The 17,819-nt window shown below is 71.9% G+C and carries 16 protein-coding genes; 5 read left to right on the plus strand and 11 right to left on the minus strand.

All coding sequences use genetic code 11. The features are described 5' to 3' along the window. Positions 1–61: 61 nt before the first annotated feature. A complete protein-coding gene (locus ABZT93_RS09555; protein WP_356101297.1) occupies positions 62–1,555 on the plus strand; it encodes a M1 family metallopeptidase in 1,494 nt (497 codons plus the stop codon). A gap of 248 nt (positions 1,556–1,803) precedes the next feature. On the opposite strand, the gene ABZT93_RS09560 is transcribed toward ABZT93_RS09555, so the two are convergent. Next, complete coding sequence (locus tag ABZT93_RS09560; RefSeq protein WP_356101299.1) at positions 1,804–3,270, minus strand: amino acid permease; 1,467 nt, start codon at positions 3,268–3,270, stop codon at positions 1,804–1,806. Between the two features lie 220 nt (positions 3,271–3,490). Between ABZT93_RS09560 and ABZT93_RS09565 the strand changes: the two genes are divergently transcribed. Beyond that, entirely contained in the window at positions 3,491–4,210 is a 720-nt protein-coding gene (locus tag ABZT93_RS09565; protein WP_356101302.1) for a MerR family transcriptional regulator, read from the plus strand. Between the two features lie 27 nt (positions 4,211–4,237). Here the strand turns inward: ABZT93_RS09565 and ABZT93_RS09570 are convergent, their stop codons facing one another. From ABZT93_RS09570 to ABZT93_RS09590, 5 genes are all read right to left on the minus strand, one after another. Continuing rightward, on the minus strand, positions 4,238–5,866 hold the full coding sequence (locus tag ABZT93_RS09570) for a thiamine pyrophosphate-binding protein (RefSeq protein ID WP_356101306.1): 1,629 nt from the start codon (positions 5,864–5,866) through the stop codon (positions 4,238–4,240). A gap of 483 nt (positions 5,867–6,349) precedes the next feature. Continuing rightward, positions 6,350–8,527, minus strand: coding sequence for a 3-hydroxyacyl-CoA dehydrogenase NAD-binding domain-containing protein (locus tag ABZT93_RS09575; RefSeq protein WP_356101309.1), 2,178 nt, complete (start codon positions 8,525–8,527; stop codon positions 6,350–6,352). Positions 8,528–8,569: 42 nt separating this feature from the next. Beyond that, positions 8,570–9,784 carry an acetyl-CoA C-acetyltransferase gene (locus ABZT93_RS09580; protein ID WP_356101311.1) on the minus strand — a complete coding sequence of 405 codons (1,215 nt, stop codon included), beginning with the start codon at positions 9,782–9,784 and terminating at the stop codon, positions 8,570–8,572. A 21-nt stretch (positions 9,785–9,805) separates the two neighbouring features. Then, positions 9,806–10,948 carry an acyl-CoA dehydrogenase family protein gene (locus tag ABZT93_RS09585; RefSeq protein ID WP_356101313.1) on the minus strand — a complete coding sequence of 381 codons (1,143 nt, stop codon included), beginning with the start codon at positions 10,946–10,948 and terminating at the stop codon, positions 9,806–9,808. After that, complete coding sequence (locus ABZT93_RS09590; RefSeq protein ID WP_356101316.1) at positions 10,945–12,108, minus strand: CaiB/BaiF CoA-transferase family protein; 1,164 nt, start codon at positions 12,106–12,108, stop codon at positions 10,945–10,947. Before ABZT93_RS09590 ends, ABZT93_RS09585 begins: the two co-directional genes overlap by 4 nt. 224 nt (positions 12,109–12,332) lie before the next feature. On the opposite strand from ABZT93_RS09590, the gene ABZT93_RS09595 reads away from it, so the two are divergent. Next, positions 12,333–13,511: a saccharopine dehydrogenase NADP-binding domain-containing protein gene (locus tag ABZT93_RS09595; protein ID WP_356101319.1), complete on the plus strand. Its 1,179-nt coding sequence runs from the start codon at positions 12,333–12,335 to the stop codon at positions 13,509–13,511. A gap of 7 nt (positions 13,512–13,518) precedes the next feature. On the opposite strand, the gene ABZT93_RS09600 is transcribed toward ABZT93_RS09595, so the two are convergent. Both ABZT93_RS09600 and ABZT93_RS09605 read right to left on the minus strand, forming a co-directional pair. After that, positions 13,519–13,677: a hypothetical protein gene (locus ABZT93_RS09600; RefSeq protein WP_086723806.1), complete on the minus strand. Its 159-nt coding sequence runs from the start codon at positions 13,675–13,677 to the stop codon at positions 13,519–13,521. A 74-nt stretch (positions 13,678–13,751) separates the two neighbouring features. Then, positions 13,752–14,453: an endonuclease V gene (locus ABZT93_RS09605; protein WP_356101322.1), complete on the minus strand. Its 702-nt coding sequence runs from the start codon at positions 14,451–14,453 to the stop codon at positions 13,752–13,754. A gap of 42 nt (positions 14,454–14,495) precedes the next feature. Between ABZT93_RS09605 and ABZT93_RS09610 the strand changes: the two genes are divergently transcribed. Further along, on the plus strand, positions 14,496–14,792 hold the full coding sequence (locus ABZT93_RS09610) for a YciI family protein (RefSeq protein WP_356101324.1): 297 nt from the start codon (positions 14,496–14,498) through the stop codon (positions 14,790–14,792). Positions 14,793–14,796: 4 nt separating this feature from the next. Here the strand turns inward: ABZT93_RS09610 and ABZT93_RS09615 are convergent, their stop codons facing one another. Beyond that, on the minus strand, positions 14,797–15,126 hold the full coding sequence (locus ABZT93_RS09615; protein ID WP_356101326.1) for a plasmid stabilization protein: 330 nt from the start codon (positions 15,124–15,126) through the stop codon (positions 14,797–14,799). 50 nt (positions 15,127–15,176) lie between these two features. Continuing rightward, on the minus strand, positions 15,177–16,241 hold the full coding sequence (locus ABZT93_RS09620; RefSeq protein WP_356101329.1) for an oxidoreductase: 1,065 nt from the start codon (positions 16,239–16,241) through the stop codon (positions 15,177–15,179). Between the two features lie 287 nt (positions 16,242–16,528). Here ABZT93_RS09620 and ABZT93_RS09625 point away from each other — a divergent pair, with 287 nt between their 5' ends. Further along, entirely contained in the window at positions 16,529–16,945 is a 417-nt protein-coding gene (locus ABZT93_RS09625) for an SsgA family sporulation/cell division regulator (protein WP_356101332.1), read from the plus strand. Between the two features lie 212 nt (positions 16,946–17,157). Here the strand turns inward: ABZT93_RS09625 and ABZT93_RS09630 are convergent, their stop codons facing one another. Next, positions 17,158–17,805, minus strand: a complete 648-nt coding sequence (locus tag ABZT93_RS09630; RefSeq protein ID WP_356101334.1) for a GPP34 family phosphoprotein — start codon at positions 17,803–17,805, stop codon at positions 17,158–17,160. Positions 17,806–17,819: the final 14 nt, after the last annotated feature.

Consider the following 17,819-nt stretch of genomic DNA (forward strand, 5'->3'; position numbering starts at 1 on the left):
CGGCTCACAGGTGGTGAATAGGCTGCGAACAGACTTCGTCCCCCCACGACTTGGAGCTTTCGTGCACCGCAGACTCATCGCACCGGGCGCTTTCGCGGCGGCCTCCCTGATGCTGGCGATCCCGGCGTCGGCGGCGAGCTTCTCCCCCGGCGCTCCGGGCATCGGCGACCCCTACTACCCGGACTACGGCAACGGCGGATACGACGTCACCCACTACGACCTGCGGCTGAAGTACCAGCCGGCCACGGACGAACTGGAGGGCACGGCCACCCTCCTGGCGCGCACCACGCAGGATCTGTCGCGCTTCGATCTGGACTTTCTGCTCGATGTGAGCGAGGTGCGGGTCAACGGCGCCAAGGCGTCCTTCGCGACCTCCGGCGAGCACGAACTGGAGATCACACCGAAGTCACCGCTGGCGAAGGGCACTTCCGTCACGGTGGTGGTCCGTTACAGCGGGGTGCCCTCGTCGAAGCAGGCGTACGGCTTCACGAGCTGGCACCGCACTCCGGACGGCGGGGTCGGGGCGAACGAGCCCGAAGCGGCCTGGTGGTGGTTCCCGAGCAACGACCACCCGCTCGACAAGGCCACCTACGACGTGTCGGTCCTCGTGCCGGACGGCAGTCAGGCCATCTCCAACGGCACGCTCCAGTCGACGAGTTCACGCCTCGGCTGGACCCGCTGGAACTGGCGCTCCGACAAGCCGCAGGCCACCTATCTGGCGACCCTGGCCGTCGGTCGCTTCGACATCACGACCGGGACGACCGACAGCGGGATTCCGGTCGTCAACGCCTACAGCAAGGACCTCGGTGCCAACTACGGCGCCGCGCGGGCCAGCGTCGAGCGGACCGGGGAGATCGCCGACTGGCTGAGTTCCTACTTCGGGCCGTATCCCTACGACGCGCTCGGCGGCTATGTGCCGAACACGAACACCGGGTACGCGCTGGAGACTCAGACGCGGCCCTTCTACAGCCCGCGCCAGTTCGCCAACGGCTCCAACACCTCGGTGGTGGTGCACGAGTTGGCCCACCAGTGGTACGGCGACCTGGTGTCCGTGCACGGGTGGAAGGACATCTGGATCAACGAGGGCTTCGCGCGGTACGCGCAGTGGCTGTGGTCCGAGCACGAGGACGAGGGAACCGCGCAGGAACTCGCCGACTACGTGTACGCCTCGCACCCGGCGGACGACGCGTTCTGGACGGTGAAGCCGGGTGACCCCGGGCCGCAGAACCAGTTCGACATCGCCGTGTACGACCGGGGCGCGCTGGCCCTGCAGGCGTTGCGGAACGAGATCGGCGACGAGGCGTTCTTCGCGGTGCTGAAGGGCTGGCCGCAGAAGCACGCCTACGGCAACGCTTCCGTCGCCGACTTCCAGAAGTACGCCGAGGAGGTGTCGGGGCAGCCGCTGGCCGCGCTGTTCGACACGTGGCTGTTCCAGCCGTCGAAGCCGGGGGCGCCTGCGGCGCGGGGGGCGTCGATCGCGAAGGCGTCCGTCGCGCCGGTGCGGCCGAAGTCGTGGAAGAAGATCGCGGCGACGAACGACGTGCACGCCGGGTAGGGCTTGAGGGCGGTCCTGTCCTCGGACCCGGTCTCGGTACAGGTGCGGAGGCCCGAGTTGATCATGCAGCTGCCTCTCCAACGCTCTGTGGAGCGGGCCGGGTTCGACTCGCCGTAGCCCCCTGGCGCGTCGGCGGCTTCAGGCCGTCTGCGGCTGGTCGCGCAGTTCCCCGCGCCCCTTCGGGCGCTTCCCCCGCCGCAGGTCGACATGTCCTCCTCCGGCTCCTCCGGCGCCGCGAGGACGAAGCGTCAGTCCGTGAGGTCGGTCAGCTCGCGGTCTGTCGTGCGTTCGACCCTGCGGCGGATGCCGAACCAGCCGCCCACCAGGAGTGCCGCGATCACCGGGATGAGCAGCAGCGTCCTGCGGCCGACCTCGGGGTCGTTCCACATCATGCCCAGGCAGGCCAGGAGGAAGGCGATCGTGGTGATCTCGGTGACCGGGCTGAACGGGAGCCGGAAGGAGGGGCGGGCGACCAGGCCCGAGCGTGCCCGGCGGACGAAGACCAGGTGGCAGACCATGATGATCACCCAGGTGCTGATGACGCCGAGGGAGGCGACGTTCAGCACGATCTCGAAGGCCTGGCTCGGCATGAGGTAGTTCAGGCCGACGCCGAGCACGCAGACCGCGCAGGTGAGAAGGATGCCGCCGTAGGGGACCTGGCTGCGGTTCATCCGGGCCGTGAACTTCGGGGCCGAGCCCGCCGTCGCCATCGAGCGCAGGATGCGGCCCGTGGAATACAGACCCGAGTTCAGCGAGGACATCGCCGCCGTCAGGACGACCAGGTTCATCACGTCACCGGCCGCCGGGATCCCGATCTTAGACAGGACCGTGACGAAGGGGCTCTCGTCGGCCGAGTAGACCGAGCCCGGCAGGAGGAGGGCCAGGAGGACGACCGAGCCGACGTAGAACAGGCCCACCCGCCACATGATCGAGTTCACCGCGCGCGGGACGACCTTCTCCGGCTCCGCCGTCTCCCCGGCCGCGACACCGACCAGCTCCAGCGCGGCGTACGCGAAGATCACGCCCTGCATGACGAGGACGACGGGCATCAGGCCGTGCGGGAAGACGCCGCCGTTGTCCGAGATCACCGACACACCGGGCGTCCGACCGCCCACGTCGTGCTGGGTGGCCAGCAGGAAGATGCCGATCAGCATGAAGCCGACGAGCGTGGCGACCTTGATGATCGCGAACCAGAACTCCATCTCGCCGAAGATCTTCACCGAGATCAGGTTGACGGCGAGGACCACGGCGAGCGCGATCAGGGCCAGCGTCCACTGCGGGATGTCGGTGAACAGGCTCCAGTAGTGCGTGTAGAGCGCGATCGCGGTGATGTCGGCGATGCCGGTCGTCGACCAGTTCAGGAAATACATCCAGCCGGCGACGTACGCGCCCTTCTCGCCGAGGAACTCGCGCGCGTACGACACGAAGGAGCCCGAGGAGGGGCGGTACAGGACCAGCTCGCCCAGCGCACGGACGACGAAGAACGCGAAGACGCCGCAGACCAGGTAGGCCGCCGCCAGCGCCGGGCCCGCGGTGTGGAGGCGTCCTCCGGCGCCCAGGAAGAGGCCGGTGCCGATCGCGCCGCCGATGGCGATCATGTTGACGTGGCGGGCCTTGAGGTCCTTGCTGTAGCCGGCGTCGCCCGCGTCGGCGGGCACCTGGGCCACGTCGGTGCGGGAGGCGGCCTGTGCCGAGTGCACGGCGTCCTTGCTCACGGTGGATCCACTCTCTGGTGCGCCCCGGCGGGTCCCGCTCGGGTTTCCGGACGTGCGTCGGCCCGTACCTCCTGGTGACAGGCACAGGCCGACGGGTCGTCTGCCCTTGAAACGACCCCTCACGCGGTGGCGGTCGTCACAGCGGAGGGCGGTTCACATGATCGGAAAGGGTCCGCCGATCGGGTGTCACAGCAGTGGTGAGACAGCGATACTGCTGCACATGACGACCGACCCCTCCCCCGATGCCGAGGCACCGACCCTCACCGTCGACGAGCTGGCCGCGCGGGCGGGGGTCACGGTCCGCACGGTCCGTTTCTACGGCACGCGAGGGCTGCTGCCGCCGCCGGTGATCGGTCCGCGCCGGGTCGGTCAGTACGGCCGCGAGCACCTCGCGCGTCTCGCGCTGATCGAGGAGCTCCAGCACCAGGGGATGACGCTGGCCGCGATCGAGCGGTACGTACAGCAGCTGCCGGCCGATCTGAGCGCCCGCGACCTCGCGATCCACCGGGCGGTCGTGGCCTCCTGGGCGCCGGACGTCGTGGAGCGGGTGACGCCCGAGGAACTGGGGCGGCGGGCGGGGCGGCCGCTGAGCGACGACGACCTGGAGCGGCTCGCCGCGATGGACGTCGTACGGCGGGACGGCGACGGCTACCGCGTCGACCTGGGCCTGCTCAGGCTCGGCGTCGGCCTCCTCGACGTCCCGCTGTCGCAGGAGGCGATCCTCGCCTCGCGGAAGGTGCTCATCGAGCACTCCCGGGCCGCCGCGCACGAGTTGTCGCAGCTGTTCCGGGGCGAGGTGGCCCAACGCGACGCGCAGGACGTGAAGTCGCTGTCCGCGCACATGGAACCCCTCGTCGTGCAGGCTCTGTTGACGACCTTTCAGCGGTCCCTGAAGGAGGAGCTGCGAGGGTGGGCGTCAGACGTGGGCCAAGACTCCTGACGCGTGGAGGACGGCGTACGGCGCCCGCTACACCCGGACGGGTACGTCGACCAGCAGCGGTCCGGTGAGGTCGCTCGCCCCGGCCACCAGGTCCCTCACGTGGTCGGCGCTGTCCGCACGGATCGCGTCGACGCCGAAGAAGCGAGCGGCCTGCGTGAAGTCGAGCGGGCCCAGTTCGGTGCCGGGGCAGATGCCTTGCGCGCCCATCGCCTCGTACGTGTCCTGGACGGTGCGGTAGGCACCGTTGTTCATCACCACGAACAGGACGGGGGTGTTCTGGCGGGCCGCACTCCACAGCCCCTGGAGGCCGAACAGGGTGGAGCCGTCGCCCAGGACGGCGACGACGGGGCGGTCCGGTTCGGCGAGGGACCGGCCCACGGCGGCGCCGATGCCCCAGCCGAGGCCGCCGCCCACCGTGTGGGTGTAGCTGCCGGGGCTTTCCAGTCGTACGTGGCGGCGGAGCAGCAGGCCGACGGTGATGGCCTCCTCCACGACGACGGCGTTCGGCGGGAGCCCGCTCGCCACGGCGTGGGCGGCGGCCGGAGGAGCCAGCGGCGCCGGGGAGTAGGCGGCGCGGGCGGCGGAGTCGGCCCGCTCCCGTTCGGCGGCGTGCTGTTCGGCCGCCCGGAGGATGCGGGCCTTCGCGGTGTGTTCGGGTACGCGGTCGCGGAGCAGGTCCGCGAGGCGGTGCAGGGAGGGGGCGAGGGCGCCGACGAGGCCGGTGTCGGCGGGGAAGTTGCGGCCGATCTCGTCGGGGTCGGAGTCGAGTTGGAGGACGGTGAGGCCGGGGGGCAGGGCGGGGCCCGGGGTGTAGTGGTGGGGGGTGAAGGCGTGGGCGCCGACGATCAGGACGGTGTCGTGGGGGGCGAGGGCCGCGCGGACCGCGTCGTGGCGGGGTGGCAGCATGCCCGCGTACAGGGGGTGTGTGGTCGGGAAGTCGAGGGCGTCGGCCATCGGCTGGTGGTGGACCGTGGCTCCGCAGGCCTCGGCTGTGCGGACGAGTGCGCCCAGGGCGTCCTCGCGGGCCACTGCGTCGCCGGCGACGATCGCCGGGCGGGTGGCCGATGCCAGGAGTGCGGCGGCTCGGTCGATGCCGGGGGCCGGGCCGAGCGGGGGTGTGGGGGTGCGGGGTGGGATCTCCAGTTCCGTGTCCTCCTGGAGGAGGTCCGTGGGGAGGGAGAGGAACACCGGTCCCGCGGGCGGGCGTCGGGCGAGGGCGAAGGCTCGGCGGAGGGCCAGGGGGAGGTCCCTGGCGTGCTGGATGTCGTACGTCGCCTTCACGGCGGGGGTCGCGATGCCGATCAGGTCGCCGGAGAGCATGGGGTCCTGCTGGAGGTGGCGGCGGTCCTGCTGACCCGCTGTGACGACCAAGGGGGTGCGGGAGCGGCGGGCGTTGAGGAGTCCGATGAGGCCGTTGGCGAGGCCGGCCGCGATGTGGAGGCTGACGAAGGCGGGGCGGCGGGTGGCCCTCGCGTAGCCGTCGGCCATGGCCACGACCGAGCCCTCGTGGACGCCGAGGACGTACTCGGGGGCGTCTTCCGAGGCTGCGAGGGCGGCCAGGAAGGGGAGCTCTGTGGTGCCCGGGTTGCCGAAGACGCGGTCCACCCCCTCGTCTCGGAGGATGTCCAGGACGGCGAGGGCGGGGCGGTGACCCATGGGGGCTCCTCCGGAGGGCGGGGACCGTTGTGGGGTACGCGCATCAGCGTCGGGGAGTGGTGGGGTGGGGGCAAGAGGGCGCGTCGCTCGGTGGTGCGGCTCGGCCGCGAAGGGCTTCGCCCCCGTCGGCCCTACCTGTCCCGGCCGGAACGGGCTTCGCCCCCATCGGCCTTACGCGTCCCGGCCGGACGCGGTTCCGCCGCCGCCCCTACCTGTCCCGGCCGGAACAGGTTCCGGCCCCGCCGCCCCCACCCATCCCAGCCGGAACAGGTTCCGCCCCCGCCGCCCGCACCCGTCCCGGCCCCAGGGGCTGCCGCCGCTTCGGCCACCCCGCCCCCAGGGGCTGCCGCCCCTTCGACCACCCCGCCCCTGGTGCTGTGCTCCAGGCCCCGGCTCCGCCCCGGACGCCGTCCGCCCGAAGGGGCGTCGTCCTCGAACGCCGGGCGAGCCGCAGCCAGCCGCCCGGCGTTCACCTCGGCCGCCTCACTCGTCCCCGAACCGCTCCCCCTTCTCCGCCTTCTCCACCAGCAGTGCCGCGGGCGTGAAGCGGTCCCCGTAGCGGGCGGCGAGTTCGCGGGCGCGGGCGACGAAGCCCGGCAGGCCGCCCTCGTAGCCGTTGATGTACTGGAGGACGCCGCCCGTCCAGCCGGGGAAGCCGATGCCGAAGATGGAGCCGATGTTGGCGTCGGCCACCGAGGTCAGGACGCCCTCCTCCAGGAGCCTGACCGTGTCCAGAGCCTCGGAGAAGAGCATGCGTTCCTGCATGTCCCTGAAGGGGATCTCCGAACCCGCGCGCGTGAAGTGTTCCCGCAGGCCCGGCCAGAGGGCCGTGCGCCTGCCGTCGTCGCCGTAGTCGTAGAAGCCGCCGCCCCCGCTGCGGCCGGTGCGGCCGAACTCGTCGACCATGCGGTCGATGACCGCCTCGGCGGGGTGGGGGGTCCAGGTGCCGCCCGACTCCTCCACTGCCTGCTTCGTCTCCTTGCGGATCTTGCGCGGGAGCGTCAGCGTCAGTTCGTCCATCAGGGAGAGGACCTTCGCCGGGTAGCCCGCCTGTGCCGCGGCCTGTTCGATCGACGCGGGCTCGATGCCCTCGCCGACCATCGCCACGCCCTCGTTGAGGAAGTGGCCGATCACCCGGGAGGTGAAGAAGCCGCGGGAGTCGTTGACGACGATCGGCGTCTTCTTGATCTGGCGGACCAGGTCGAAGGCGCGGGCCAGCGCCTCCTCGCCCGTCCTCTCCCCCTTGATGATCTCGACCAGCGGCATCTTGTCGACCGGGGAGAAGAAGTGCAGGCCGATGAAGTCGCTCTGGCGCTCCACGCCCTCGGCCAGCGCGGTGATCGGCAGGGTCGAGGTGTTGGAGCAGAGCAGCGCGTCCGGCTCGACGATGTGCTGGATCTCCTGGAAGACCTTGTGCTTGAGCGCCGTGTCCTCGAAGACCGCCTCGATGACCGCGTCGCAGCCGGCCAGGTCCTGCGGGTCCGCCGTAGGTGTGATGCGGGCCAGGAGCGCGTCCGCCTTCTCCTGTGTCGTACGGCCCCTGGAGACCGCCTTCGCGCAGAGCTTCTCCGAGTAGGTCTTGCCCTTGGCCGCCGCCTGCGGGGACACGTCCTTCAGCACCACGTCGATGCCCGCGCGGGCGCACGAGTACGCGATGCCCGCGCCCATCATCCCGGCGCCGAGCACGGCCACCTTGCGGACCTGCCGGGGGGCCACGCCCTTGGGGCGGTTCGCGCCGGAGTTCACCGCCTGGAGGTCGAAGAAGAACGCCTGGATCATGTTCTTCGAGGTCTGGCCGGCGGCCAGCTCGACGAAGTAGCGCGCCTCGATGACCTGCGCGGTCTCGAAGTCGACCTGGGCGCCTTCCACCGCGGCCGCGAGGATGTTGCGGGGGGCCGGGTAGGGCGCGCCGTTGGTCTGCTTGCGCAGACTCGCCGGGAAGGCGGGCAGGTTCGCCGCGAACTTCGGGTTGGCGGGCGTGCCGCCGGGGATGCGGTAGCCCGGCTTGTCCCAGGGCTGCTGGGACTCGGGGTTGGCCTCGATGAACGCGCGGGCCTTGGCGAGGAGTTCGTCCTGGGTGGTGGCCACGTCGTCGACCAGGCCGTTCTGGAGGGCGCGCTGCGGGGCGTACTGGGTGCCCTGGAGCAGGACCTTCAGGAGGGCGTCGGCGATACCGAGCATACGGACCGTACGGACGACTCCGCCGCCTCCGGGGAGCAGGCCGAGGGTGACCTCGGGACAGCCGATCTTGGAGCCGGGCGCGTCGAGGGCGATGCGGTGGTGGCAGGCCAGGGCGATCTCGTAACCGCCGCCCAGGGCCGCTCCGTTGATCGCGGCGACGACCGGCTTGCCGAGGGTCTCGATGCGGCGCAGGTTGCGCTTGATGGCGAGACCGCCGTCGAAGAGGTCCTGCGCGGTCTCCGGGGTGACCCGGATCAGGTCGCGCAGGTCGCCGCCGGCGAAGAAGGTCTTCTTGGCGGAGGTGATGATGACACCGCGGATGGTGTCCTTCTCGGCCTCGAGGCGGTCGGTGATCACCGCGAGGGAGTCGCGGAACGCCTGGTTCATGGTGTTCGCGGACTGGTCGGGGTCGTCGAGGACGAGGGTGACGACGCCGGTGCGGTCCTGTTCCCAGCGGATGGTCGTGGACTGAGTGCTCATGTGGAAGTGCTCCGTGTGATCCGTCGTGTCCGTGGGAGGGGGTCAGATGCGCTCGACGACGGTGGCGATGCCCATGCCGCCGCCGACACAGAGCGTCGCGAGTCCGTACCGCTTGTCCTGGCGTTCCAGTTCGTCGATCAGGCTGCCCAGGATCATGGCGCCGGTCGCGCCGAGCGGGTGGCCGAGCGCGATCGCGCCGCCGTTGACGTTGACCTTGTCCAGCGAGAGGCCCATGTCCCTGACGAAGCGCAGGACGACCGCCGCGAAGGCCTCGTTGATCTCGACCAGGTCGATGTCGTCGATGGTCAGCCCGGCCCTGGCGAGCGCCTTACGGGTGGCGGGCGCGGGGCCGGTGAGCATGATGGTGGGCTCGGAGCCGGAGACGGCCGCGGAGACGATCCGCGCGCGCGGGGTGAGGCCGTAGCGCTCCCCCACCTCCTTGGAGCCGATCGCGACCAGCGAGGCGCCGTCCACGATGCCGGAGGAGTTGCCCGCGTGGTGGACGTGGTCGATCTTCTCGACCCAGTGGTATTTCTGCAGGGCCACGGCGTCGAAGCCGCCCAGGTCGCCGATGTCCGCGAAGGACGGCTTGAGCTTGCCGAGGGACTCGGCGGTGGTGCCGGGTCGCAGGTGCTCGTCGTGGTCGAGGACGGTCAGGCCCGCGCGGTCCTTCACGGGGACGACGGAGCGGTCGAAGCGGCCCTCCTTCCAGGCCGTCGCGGCGCGCTCCTGGCTCAGCGCGGCGTACTCGTCGACGTCACGCCGTGAGAATCCCTCGATGGTGGCGATCAGGTCGGCGCCGATGCCCTGGGGGACGAAGTTGACGGCGAGGTTGGTCATCGGGTCGTTGAACCAGGCGCCGCCGTCGGAGGCCATCGGCACCCGGGACATCGACTCGACACCGCCCGCGAGGACAAGGTCCTCCCAGCCCGAACGCACCTTGGCGGCGGCCATGTTGACGGCCTCCAGGCCCGAGGCACAGAAGCGGTTCTCCTGCACGCCCGCGACCGTGTCCGGCAGGCCCGCGGCGATCGCGGCGATCCGGGCGATGTCGGAGCCCTGGTCGCCGACCGGGCCGACGACACCGAGCACGATGTCGTCGACCGCCGCAGGGTCCAGGTCCGGGAAACGGGCGCGGATCTCGTGGATGAGTCCGACGACCAGGTCGATGGGCTTGGTGCCGTGCAGGGCGCCGTTCGCCTTGCCGCGGCCGCGCGGGGTGCGGATCGCGTCGTACACGTACGCTTCGGTGCTCACGGGGAAGCCTTTCGATGAGGGTCAGCTCAGCAGGGAACGGCCGATGATCTCTTTCATGATCTCGGTCGTGCCGCCGTAGATGGTCTGGATCCGGCCGTCGGTGAAGGCCCGCGCGACCGGGTACTCGCTCATGTAGCCGTAGCCGCCGTGCAGTTGCAGGCAGCGGTCCGCGACCCGCTTCTGGAGCTCGGTCGCCCACCACTTGGCCATGGAGGCGTGGACGGCGTCCAGTCCCCCGTCGCAGTGGTCCTCGACGCAGCGGTCGACGAACGTGCGGGTCACCGCGCACTCCGTGGCCATCTCGGCTATCTCGAACCGGACGTGCTGCTTGGTGGCGAGCGGCCGGCCGAAGGCCTCGCGCCCCTTGACGTACTCGGTGGTGATCTCCAGGAGGTGCTCGGCGGCGGCGATCGCGGAGACGGCGATGCTCAGGCGTTCCTGGGCGAGGTTGGTCATCAGGTGCCCGAAGGCCCCGTTGTGCTCTCCCAGGAGGTTCTCCTTGGGCACGCGCACGTCGTGGAAGAACAGTTCGGCCGTGTCCTGGGCCTTCTGGCCGATCTTGTCGAGGTTGCGGCCGCGTTCGAAGCCGGCCATGCCCCGCTCGACGACCAGCAGCGACAGTCCGCGGGCCCCGCCCTCGGGGGTGGTCCTCGCGACGACGATCACCAGGTCGGCGATGATCCCGTTGGAGATGAAGGTCTTGGAGCCGTTCAGCAGCCAGTGGTCGCCGCGGTCCTCCGCGTGGGTGCGGATGCCCTGGAGGTCGGAGCCCGCGCCGGGCTCGGTCATGGCGATGGCGGTGATCAGCGAGCCGTCGCAGAAGCCGGGCAGCCAGCGGCGCCTCTGCTCCTCGGTGGCGAGGCCGGTGAGGTACGGGCCGATGACGTCGTTGTGCAGGCCCAGGGCGAGTCCGGGGGCGCCCGCGCGCGTGAACTCCTCGGCGAGGACGGTGGCGTAGCGGAAGTCGCTCGTGCCGCCGCCCCCGAACTCCTCGGGCACCGCGAGTCCGAGCAGGCCCTGCTTTCCGGCCGCCCGCCAGGCCTCGCGGGAGACGATGCCGTCCTGCTCCCACTGGGCGTAGTGCGGCAGGACCTCCCTGGCCAGGAAGGCGCGCACGGTCTCGCGGAACGCGTCGTGCTCGGGGGCGAAGAGCTGCCGCTTCATTCGGGGCCTTTCCTGCGGGGCCCTGCATGCGGGCCTGTCAGAAGATCCGGTACGTCCCAGTCGCGTGCCACGTCCGCGGTGTCGGCGCCGTCCCGGGCGGGCCCGGTGCGGACGGCCGTGGGGGTCGCGGAGAAGCGGGGCGCGGGCGCGGGCTGGGTGATGCCGCCGTGGTCGGTGAAGGTGCCGCGGGCGGCGAGGTGCGGGTGGTGCGGGGCCTCACGCAGCGACAGGACGGGCGCCACGCACGCGTCGGTGCCCTCGAAGACGGCCGCCCACTCGTCTCTCGTACGGCTGCGGAAGCGGGCCGCGACCGCCTCGCGCAGCTCGCCCCAGCGGGTCCAGTCCTTGCGGGCGTCCGCGAAGTCCGGGACGCCGAGCAGGTCGAGGAAGAGGTCGTAGAACTGGGGCTCCAGCGCGCCGACCGCCATGTACCTGCCGTCGGCGGTCTCGTAGGTGCCGTAGTACGGGCAGCCGCCGTCGAGGAGGTTGGCGCCGCGCCGGTCCTGCCAGCCGCCGGCCGCGGTCATGGCGTGGATCATCGCGGAGAGGTGGGAGGTGCCGTCGACGATGGCGGCGTCGACGACCTGGCCGGTGCCGGTCGCGCGCGCGTGGTGCAGGGCGGCTAGGACACCGACGACGAGGTAGAGGGAGCCGCCCGCGTAGTCGCCGAGGAGGTTGGCGGGGACGGCCGGAGGACGGCCCGGTTCGCCGATCAGGCCGAGGGTGCCGGTGAGGGCGATGTAGGCGACGTCGTGCCCGGCGCGCTGGGCCAGCGGTCCCTGCTGGCCCCAGCCGGTCATCCGGCCGTAGACGAGGGCGGGGTTGCGCGCGTGGCAGTCCTCGGGGCCGATGCCGAGGCGCTCCGCGACCCCGGGGCGGTTGCCCTCGATCAGGATGTCGGCGCGGGCGGCGAGGTCGAGCACGCGCGTGGGGCCGTCGGGGGCCTTGAGGTCGACGACCACCGAGCGCTTGTTGCGGTTGGTGATGTCGAAGTCGGGGTCGATCGAGAGGGCGGCGCCGCCGGGGCGGCAGACGCGGACGACGTCGGCTCCCAGGTCGGCGAGGAGCATGCCGGCGAACGGGCCCGGCCCGATACCGGCGAGTTCCACCACGCGCACGCCGGTGAGCGGGCCGTGCCCGGGCGTCGTTGCCGTCGTCATCCAGCCCCCATAGGCGTGACACAACTGATGTAACACCAGTGATGCTAAGAACGCGTTCCAGTGGACACAAGACCTGAGCGAGCAAGCGCTTAGCCAATTATCGATGTCTTCAGGGCATTCCCGGGCACGGTCACCGCCCCACCTCCGGCCTCGTCGTCGGGCTCCGCCCTCCTCACGCTAGCCTCGGCCACCGACAACGGCGCGTGCGGCGATCCAGGAGTGTCATGAGCAGGATGAAACAGACGGACCGTCCCTACGACATCGTGCTCTTCGGAGCGACCAGCTTCGCGGGCGCACTCACCGCGCGGTATCTCGCCGCGCACGGCCCGGACGGGCTGCGCTGGGCGATCGCCGGTCGCAGCGAGGACAAGCTCCGGGCACTGCGCGAGAAGCTGCCGCAGGGCACGGACGTCGGGGTGCTCACGGCCGACGTCTCGGATCCGGAGGCGCTGCGCGCCCTCGCCGGGCACGCGCGCGTGGTGGCCACCACGGTCGGCCCCTATCTGACGTACGGCGAGTCGCTCGTGGCCGCCTGCGCGGACGCCGGGACGGACTATCTCGACCTCTCGGGCGAGCCGGAGTTCGTGGACCTGATGTACGTCCGGCACGACGCCCGCGCGCGTGAGACGGGCGCACGGCTGGTGCACGCCTGCGGGTTCGACTCGGTCCCGCACGACCTGGGGGCGTATTTCACGGTCCGGCAGCTGCCGGAGGGCGTGCCGCTCACCGTCGACGGGTTCGTGACCGCGGACGCCATGTTCTCCGGCGGGACGTTCGCCTCGGCCCTCAACCAGTTCGCGCGCGGCCGGCAGATGATCGCCGCCGCCCGGGACCGCGGCCGGCACGAGCCGCGTCTGGTGGGCCGGCGGGCCTCCGCACCGACCGGCACCCCGCGGTACGCGCCGGAGGTCGGCGCCTGGGCCCTGCCGTTGCCGACCATCGACGCGCAGATCGTCCGGCGCTCGGCGAGGGCCCTGGAGCGTTACGGGCCCGACTTCCGCTACCGGCACTACGCGGCCGTACGGCGACTGCCGGTCGCCGTCGGCGGGGTCGCGGCCGTGGGCGCGCTGTTCGCGGCGGCCCAGCTGCCGCCCGCACGGCGCTGGCTGTCCGGCCGGGTCAGGCCGGGTGACGGACCGAGCCCCGAGAAGCGGGCCAAGAGCTGGTTCACGGTGCGGTTCGTCGGCCAGGGCGGCGGCCGACGGGTGTTCACCGAGGTCGCGGGCGGCGACCCCGGATACGACGAGACGGCGAAGATGTTCGCCGAGTCGGCGCTGTCCCTGGCCTTCGACGACCTCCCGGAGACGTCCGGTCAGGTCACGACGGCGGTGGCGATGGGGGACGCGCTGATCGAGCGGCTGCGACGCGCCGGGATCACCTTCCGCGTGGCGTCGATCCGGTGAGCCCGCGTCAGAAGGACCAGCCCGCCACCGTGTAGATCATCCCCGCGATCCAGCCGAGCCCGGCGAGCACGCCGAGGACCAGCGCGGCGGTCACGGCGCGCTCGACGGGCCGGTTCGGGTCGGCGAGGGGCTTGGGGGAACGGTGGGTCATGCGGTGCGTCGTCATGCGGGACAGCCTGCCGAGCGCCCCCGGGCACGCACATCCGTACAGATACTCAGACGACGTACTCAGTACGCCTCTCAGGCCCCGGGCCGGGTGGTCGCCTCCCGCAGCGCCCGTCGGCACAGCGCGTCCGCCCTGCGCGTCGTCTCCGGCAGGCGGTACGCCGGCGTGAGCGCGAGGGTGTGGGCGCAGGCGTTGTCCAGGCTCACGCGGTGGCCCACCGAGGCGAAGACCGGCTTCACCGCCTCGCGGGTGCGCAGGGCCCGGCCGACCTCCTCCCCTTCCGCCAGTAGCGGCGTCCACGCACCGCGCCGGGCGCCGGGATCGTCGTAGGTGAAGGTGAACGGGTTCTTGGCGACCCCGAGGACGGGCAGGCCGGTGAGCACGCCGAGGTGGCTCGCGAGGCCGAAGCGGCGGGGGTGGGCGAGGCCGTAGCCGTCGCAGACGACCAGGCCGGGCGGACACGGCAGGGCGTCGAGAGCGGCGAGGACCGTGGGGATCTCCCGGAAGGCGAGCAGGCCGGGGACGTACGGGAAGGAGATCCGGCCCACCGCGGTCGCCTCGGCCACGACCCGCAGAGTCGCCGCGTCCAGCACAACCGCCGCCGCCGCGACGACGTCCCGTTCGTCGTCGTAGGCCACGTCGACCCCGGTGACATGGCCGGTGCCGGGCGGTGGGCCCGGTTCGTCGAGGACCGTCCGCGTCCTCAACTCGTCCTGGACCGCGCGGGCCTGCTCCTCTGTCGCGGGCCAGCCCGCGGGAATGTCCACTGTCGTCATGGTGGGCACGAGCGTACGGCGGGGCGGCGTAGGCTCGCGATCATGTTCGTACTGGAGCTGACCTACACCGCCCCGCTCGCTGCCGTGGACGCCGTGCTGCCGGCGCATGTCGCCTGGCTGGACGGGCAGTACGAGCGGGGCGTGTTCCTGGCGTCCGGGCCCAAGAACCCCCGCGACGGCGGGGTGATCATCGCCGTCGCGGAGGATCGTGCGCGGATCGAGGAGATCACGGCGGGCGACCCGTTCGTCGCGGCCGGGGTGTGCGTGTACCGCGTCACCGAGTTCGCCGCGACGAAGACCGCTCCGGCGCTGGAGCCGTACCGGGAGACGCTCGGCTGACCGGTCAGCTCTTGTTGCCGAGGGCGCGCTGGAGCTGGCTCTTGTTCATGTCCGAACGGCCCTTGACACCCTTGCGCTTGGCCTCCTCGTAGAGCTGGTCGTAGGTCGGCCCCTGGGAGCCCTTGCCGGACCGCTGCCCGCCCCGCTTGCCCGAGGACATGTCCTCGGTCGAGGTACGGCTGGCGGTCCTGGACTCGCCGGAACGGGCGCGTTCCTTGTTGACCGTCCGCGCCGCGATCTCCTCGGCCCGTCCGGTGCTCTCGCCCCGGTCCTCGGCGCTCTGCTTGATGTGCTCGTACTGGCGTTCGCGCTTAGAACTCGAACCGGCTGGCATATGGGATCACTCCTTTCGCCGTCGGCGACCGGGTACCCACATTCCGCCACTCAGCCCTCCAGACGAGCCACCCGTCCCTTCTCCCCGGCCGCCCAGCAGCCGCCGTCGACCGTGCAGTCCACGGTGTCGTACGAGCCGGTGTCCACGGTGCGCCAGGTCCGGCCGCCGTCCCTGGTGAGGTCCGTTCCGGTCGGGCCGACCGCGAGGGCCCCTGCGCGGCTGTGCGGAAGCCAGGCCACACCGGAGCGGTAGGCGGTCACCGGGGTTGCGGCGGGCCGCCAGCCCGCGCCCCCGTCGCCGGTACGGGCGGCGGCCCGCGGCGAGTTCTGGTCGGGGCGGTAGTCGCCGCCCACCGCGAGTCCCTGCGCGCGGTCGCGGAAGGCGAGCGCGAAGACGCCCTTGGCCGGGTCGCCCGCCGGGATCGGCGTGTCGGAGGCCGTCCAGGTCAGCCCACGGTCGGCGGAGTGCAGGACACGCGCGCGTGCGGCGCCGCCGGTGGCCAGCCAGACATCGCGCGGGCCGGAGCTGACCAGACACTGCCCGCTCGCCGCGAAGCCCGCCTCGCCGTCGAGCGCGGCCGGCATGCCCTTGTCCGGCAGCACCTTCCAGGAGCGGCCGCCGTCGGCGGTCGACAGGATGCGGAACCTCCCGTCCACCGGATCGCTCATGGCGAGCCCGTGCCGGCGGTCGAAGAAGGTGAGGCAGTCGTAGAAGGCCTTGGCGTCGGTGTTGCGGAAGGACTCGGTCCATGTCGCGCCGCCGTCCTCGGTGCGGTAGACGCGGGACGCCTCCCCCTCCCCGATGGCCAGAACCACCGCCCGGCGCGCGTCGAAGGCCTCGATGTCCCGGAACTGCAGCTCGGCGGCACCGGGCGGTGAGACGTTTCGCCACCTCTTCCCGCCGTCCGTGGTGCGCAGCACGGTGCCCTGGGTGCCGGCCACCCAGGCGGTGTCCCGGCTGACCGCCGACAGCCCGCGGAACCGCACCTCGGGGGTGCCGCTGTCCTTGAGCTCCCAGTGCGGCGTGCGGCCGTCCGTGTCATGCGCCTCGGCCGGTACGACGGTGAGGGCGGCCAGCGCCGCCGCACAGGCCGCGGCCGCGCCGATGGTCCGCATCGTCGGACCCGTCCGTCTCTTGCCTCGCGTGTTCCCCAAGCGCCTCATGGCGGGCGAAGCTAGCCCACGCTCCCGGTGCCGTCCAGATGCCCTCGGCCGTCACACGGACCGAGGCGCGGGGTGTCACAAGTGGCTCGCGGGGCACGGGAGAAGGACTGGGTCACACCGGCACATGAAGACGGTGACAGAGGTCACTCGGTTTTCGTGTACACGGATTGGCTCATTCCGACGTCTCTTCCAGTGCCCGTCCCACTCCGGAGCCCACCAGCCGTCAAGGGAGCAAGGCGTTGTCCACCGTCATCGAGCAGCCCGTCGAGGCCCGTCTCGTCGCCGCGGCACCGCGGATGCCGAGCATTCCCGCCACACTGCGCTACGACCGCTGCGATCCGTTCGCCGTCCGCATGACCTTCCCCGCCCCGGCCACCCTGGAGGGCGTCGAGGTCTGCTGGACCTTCAGCCGCGAACTGCTCGCCACCGGTCTGCACGAGCCCGAGGGCCACGGCGACGTCCGGGTGCGGCCGTACGGCTACGACCGCACCGTTCTCGAGTTCCACGCCCCCGAGGGCACCGCCGTCGTGCATGTGCGCACGGGCGAGCTGCGCCGCTTCCTTCAGGCGACGAACGACCTTGTGCCGACCGGCCTGGAACACCTCCAGCTCGACCTCGACCACGACCTGGCCGAGCTGATCCGCGACACCTACTGACGCCGGCCGCCCGGGACGGCGTCGAACTCGCCGTGGTCCGGCCCGCCGGCCGGTGCGATCACACGTCCCCGCGTCCAGCAGCTCCCGCGCGGCGCGGCGCACCAGTGCGTGCCCGGCCCGGACGATGCCCGAACCGACACTGAAGCGCTCCTCCGCTCTCGGCTCGCCCGAGCGGGACGGGCCCATGGCCGGCAGGAGTCCGACGTCGGCGTTCAGGCGCGCGCCGCGACCGAGGCCGCAGCCCCGCGCACCCCGTGGACGAGTTCCCGCAGCATCGGCGCCACCTGCCCGCCGCGCTCGATCAGCTCCTCGACGCGCGCGTCGTGATGTTCCCCGCGGGGCAGCAGGGTGCGCAGCTCGGCCGCCCCGGCCAGCGCGACGAGGGCCGCGTCCCGCTCGGAGACGTCCACAGGCGTGACCGGTCCCCGCAGTACCTGCCCGGCCTCCTCCTGGAGCGCCTTCACCGCGGCCGGGCGGGCCAGATCGTGCTCCACCGTCGGGAACACACCGAGCACCCGCCTCTTCCGGGCGCGCAGATGTCCGCCCGCGGTGAGCTGTTCCCGTACGGCGTCCAGGGTGATCCGCGTGTGGGGCGTCACCCAGCTCCGCCACCGGTGCGGCCGGGATTCGCGGACCAGTTCGAGCAGCCCGTCCAGGACGGGATCCCCGGTCTCGGCGTCCATGTCGACCGGTGTGGCGATGCCGTCCACGTCGAGGAGCAGACCGCGCCGGGCCAGTTCGGTGAGTGCGCCGGCCCGGACCAGCTGCGGAACCTGGGCGGCACCGGTGGTCTCGGACTTCGAGGTGTCCCAGGCCAGCAGGTAGAGATGGGCCGGCAGGGAGAGCGGGCCGTCGGGCACGGGGCCTCCTAAGG

It is taken from the genome of Streptomyces sp. NPDC005303 (assembly GCF_040607335.1).
Taxonomy (GTDB): Bacteria; Actinomycetota; Actinomycetes; order Streptomycetales; family Streptomycetaceae; genus Streptomyces.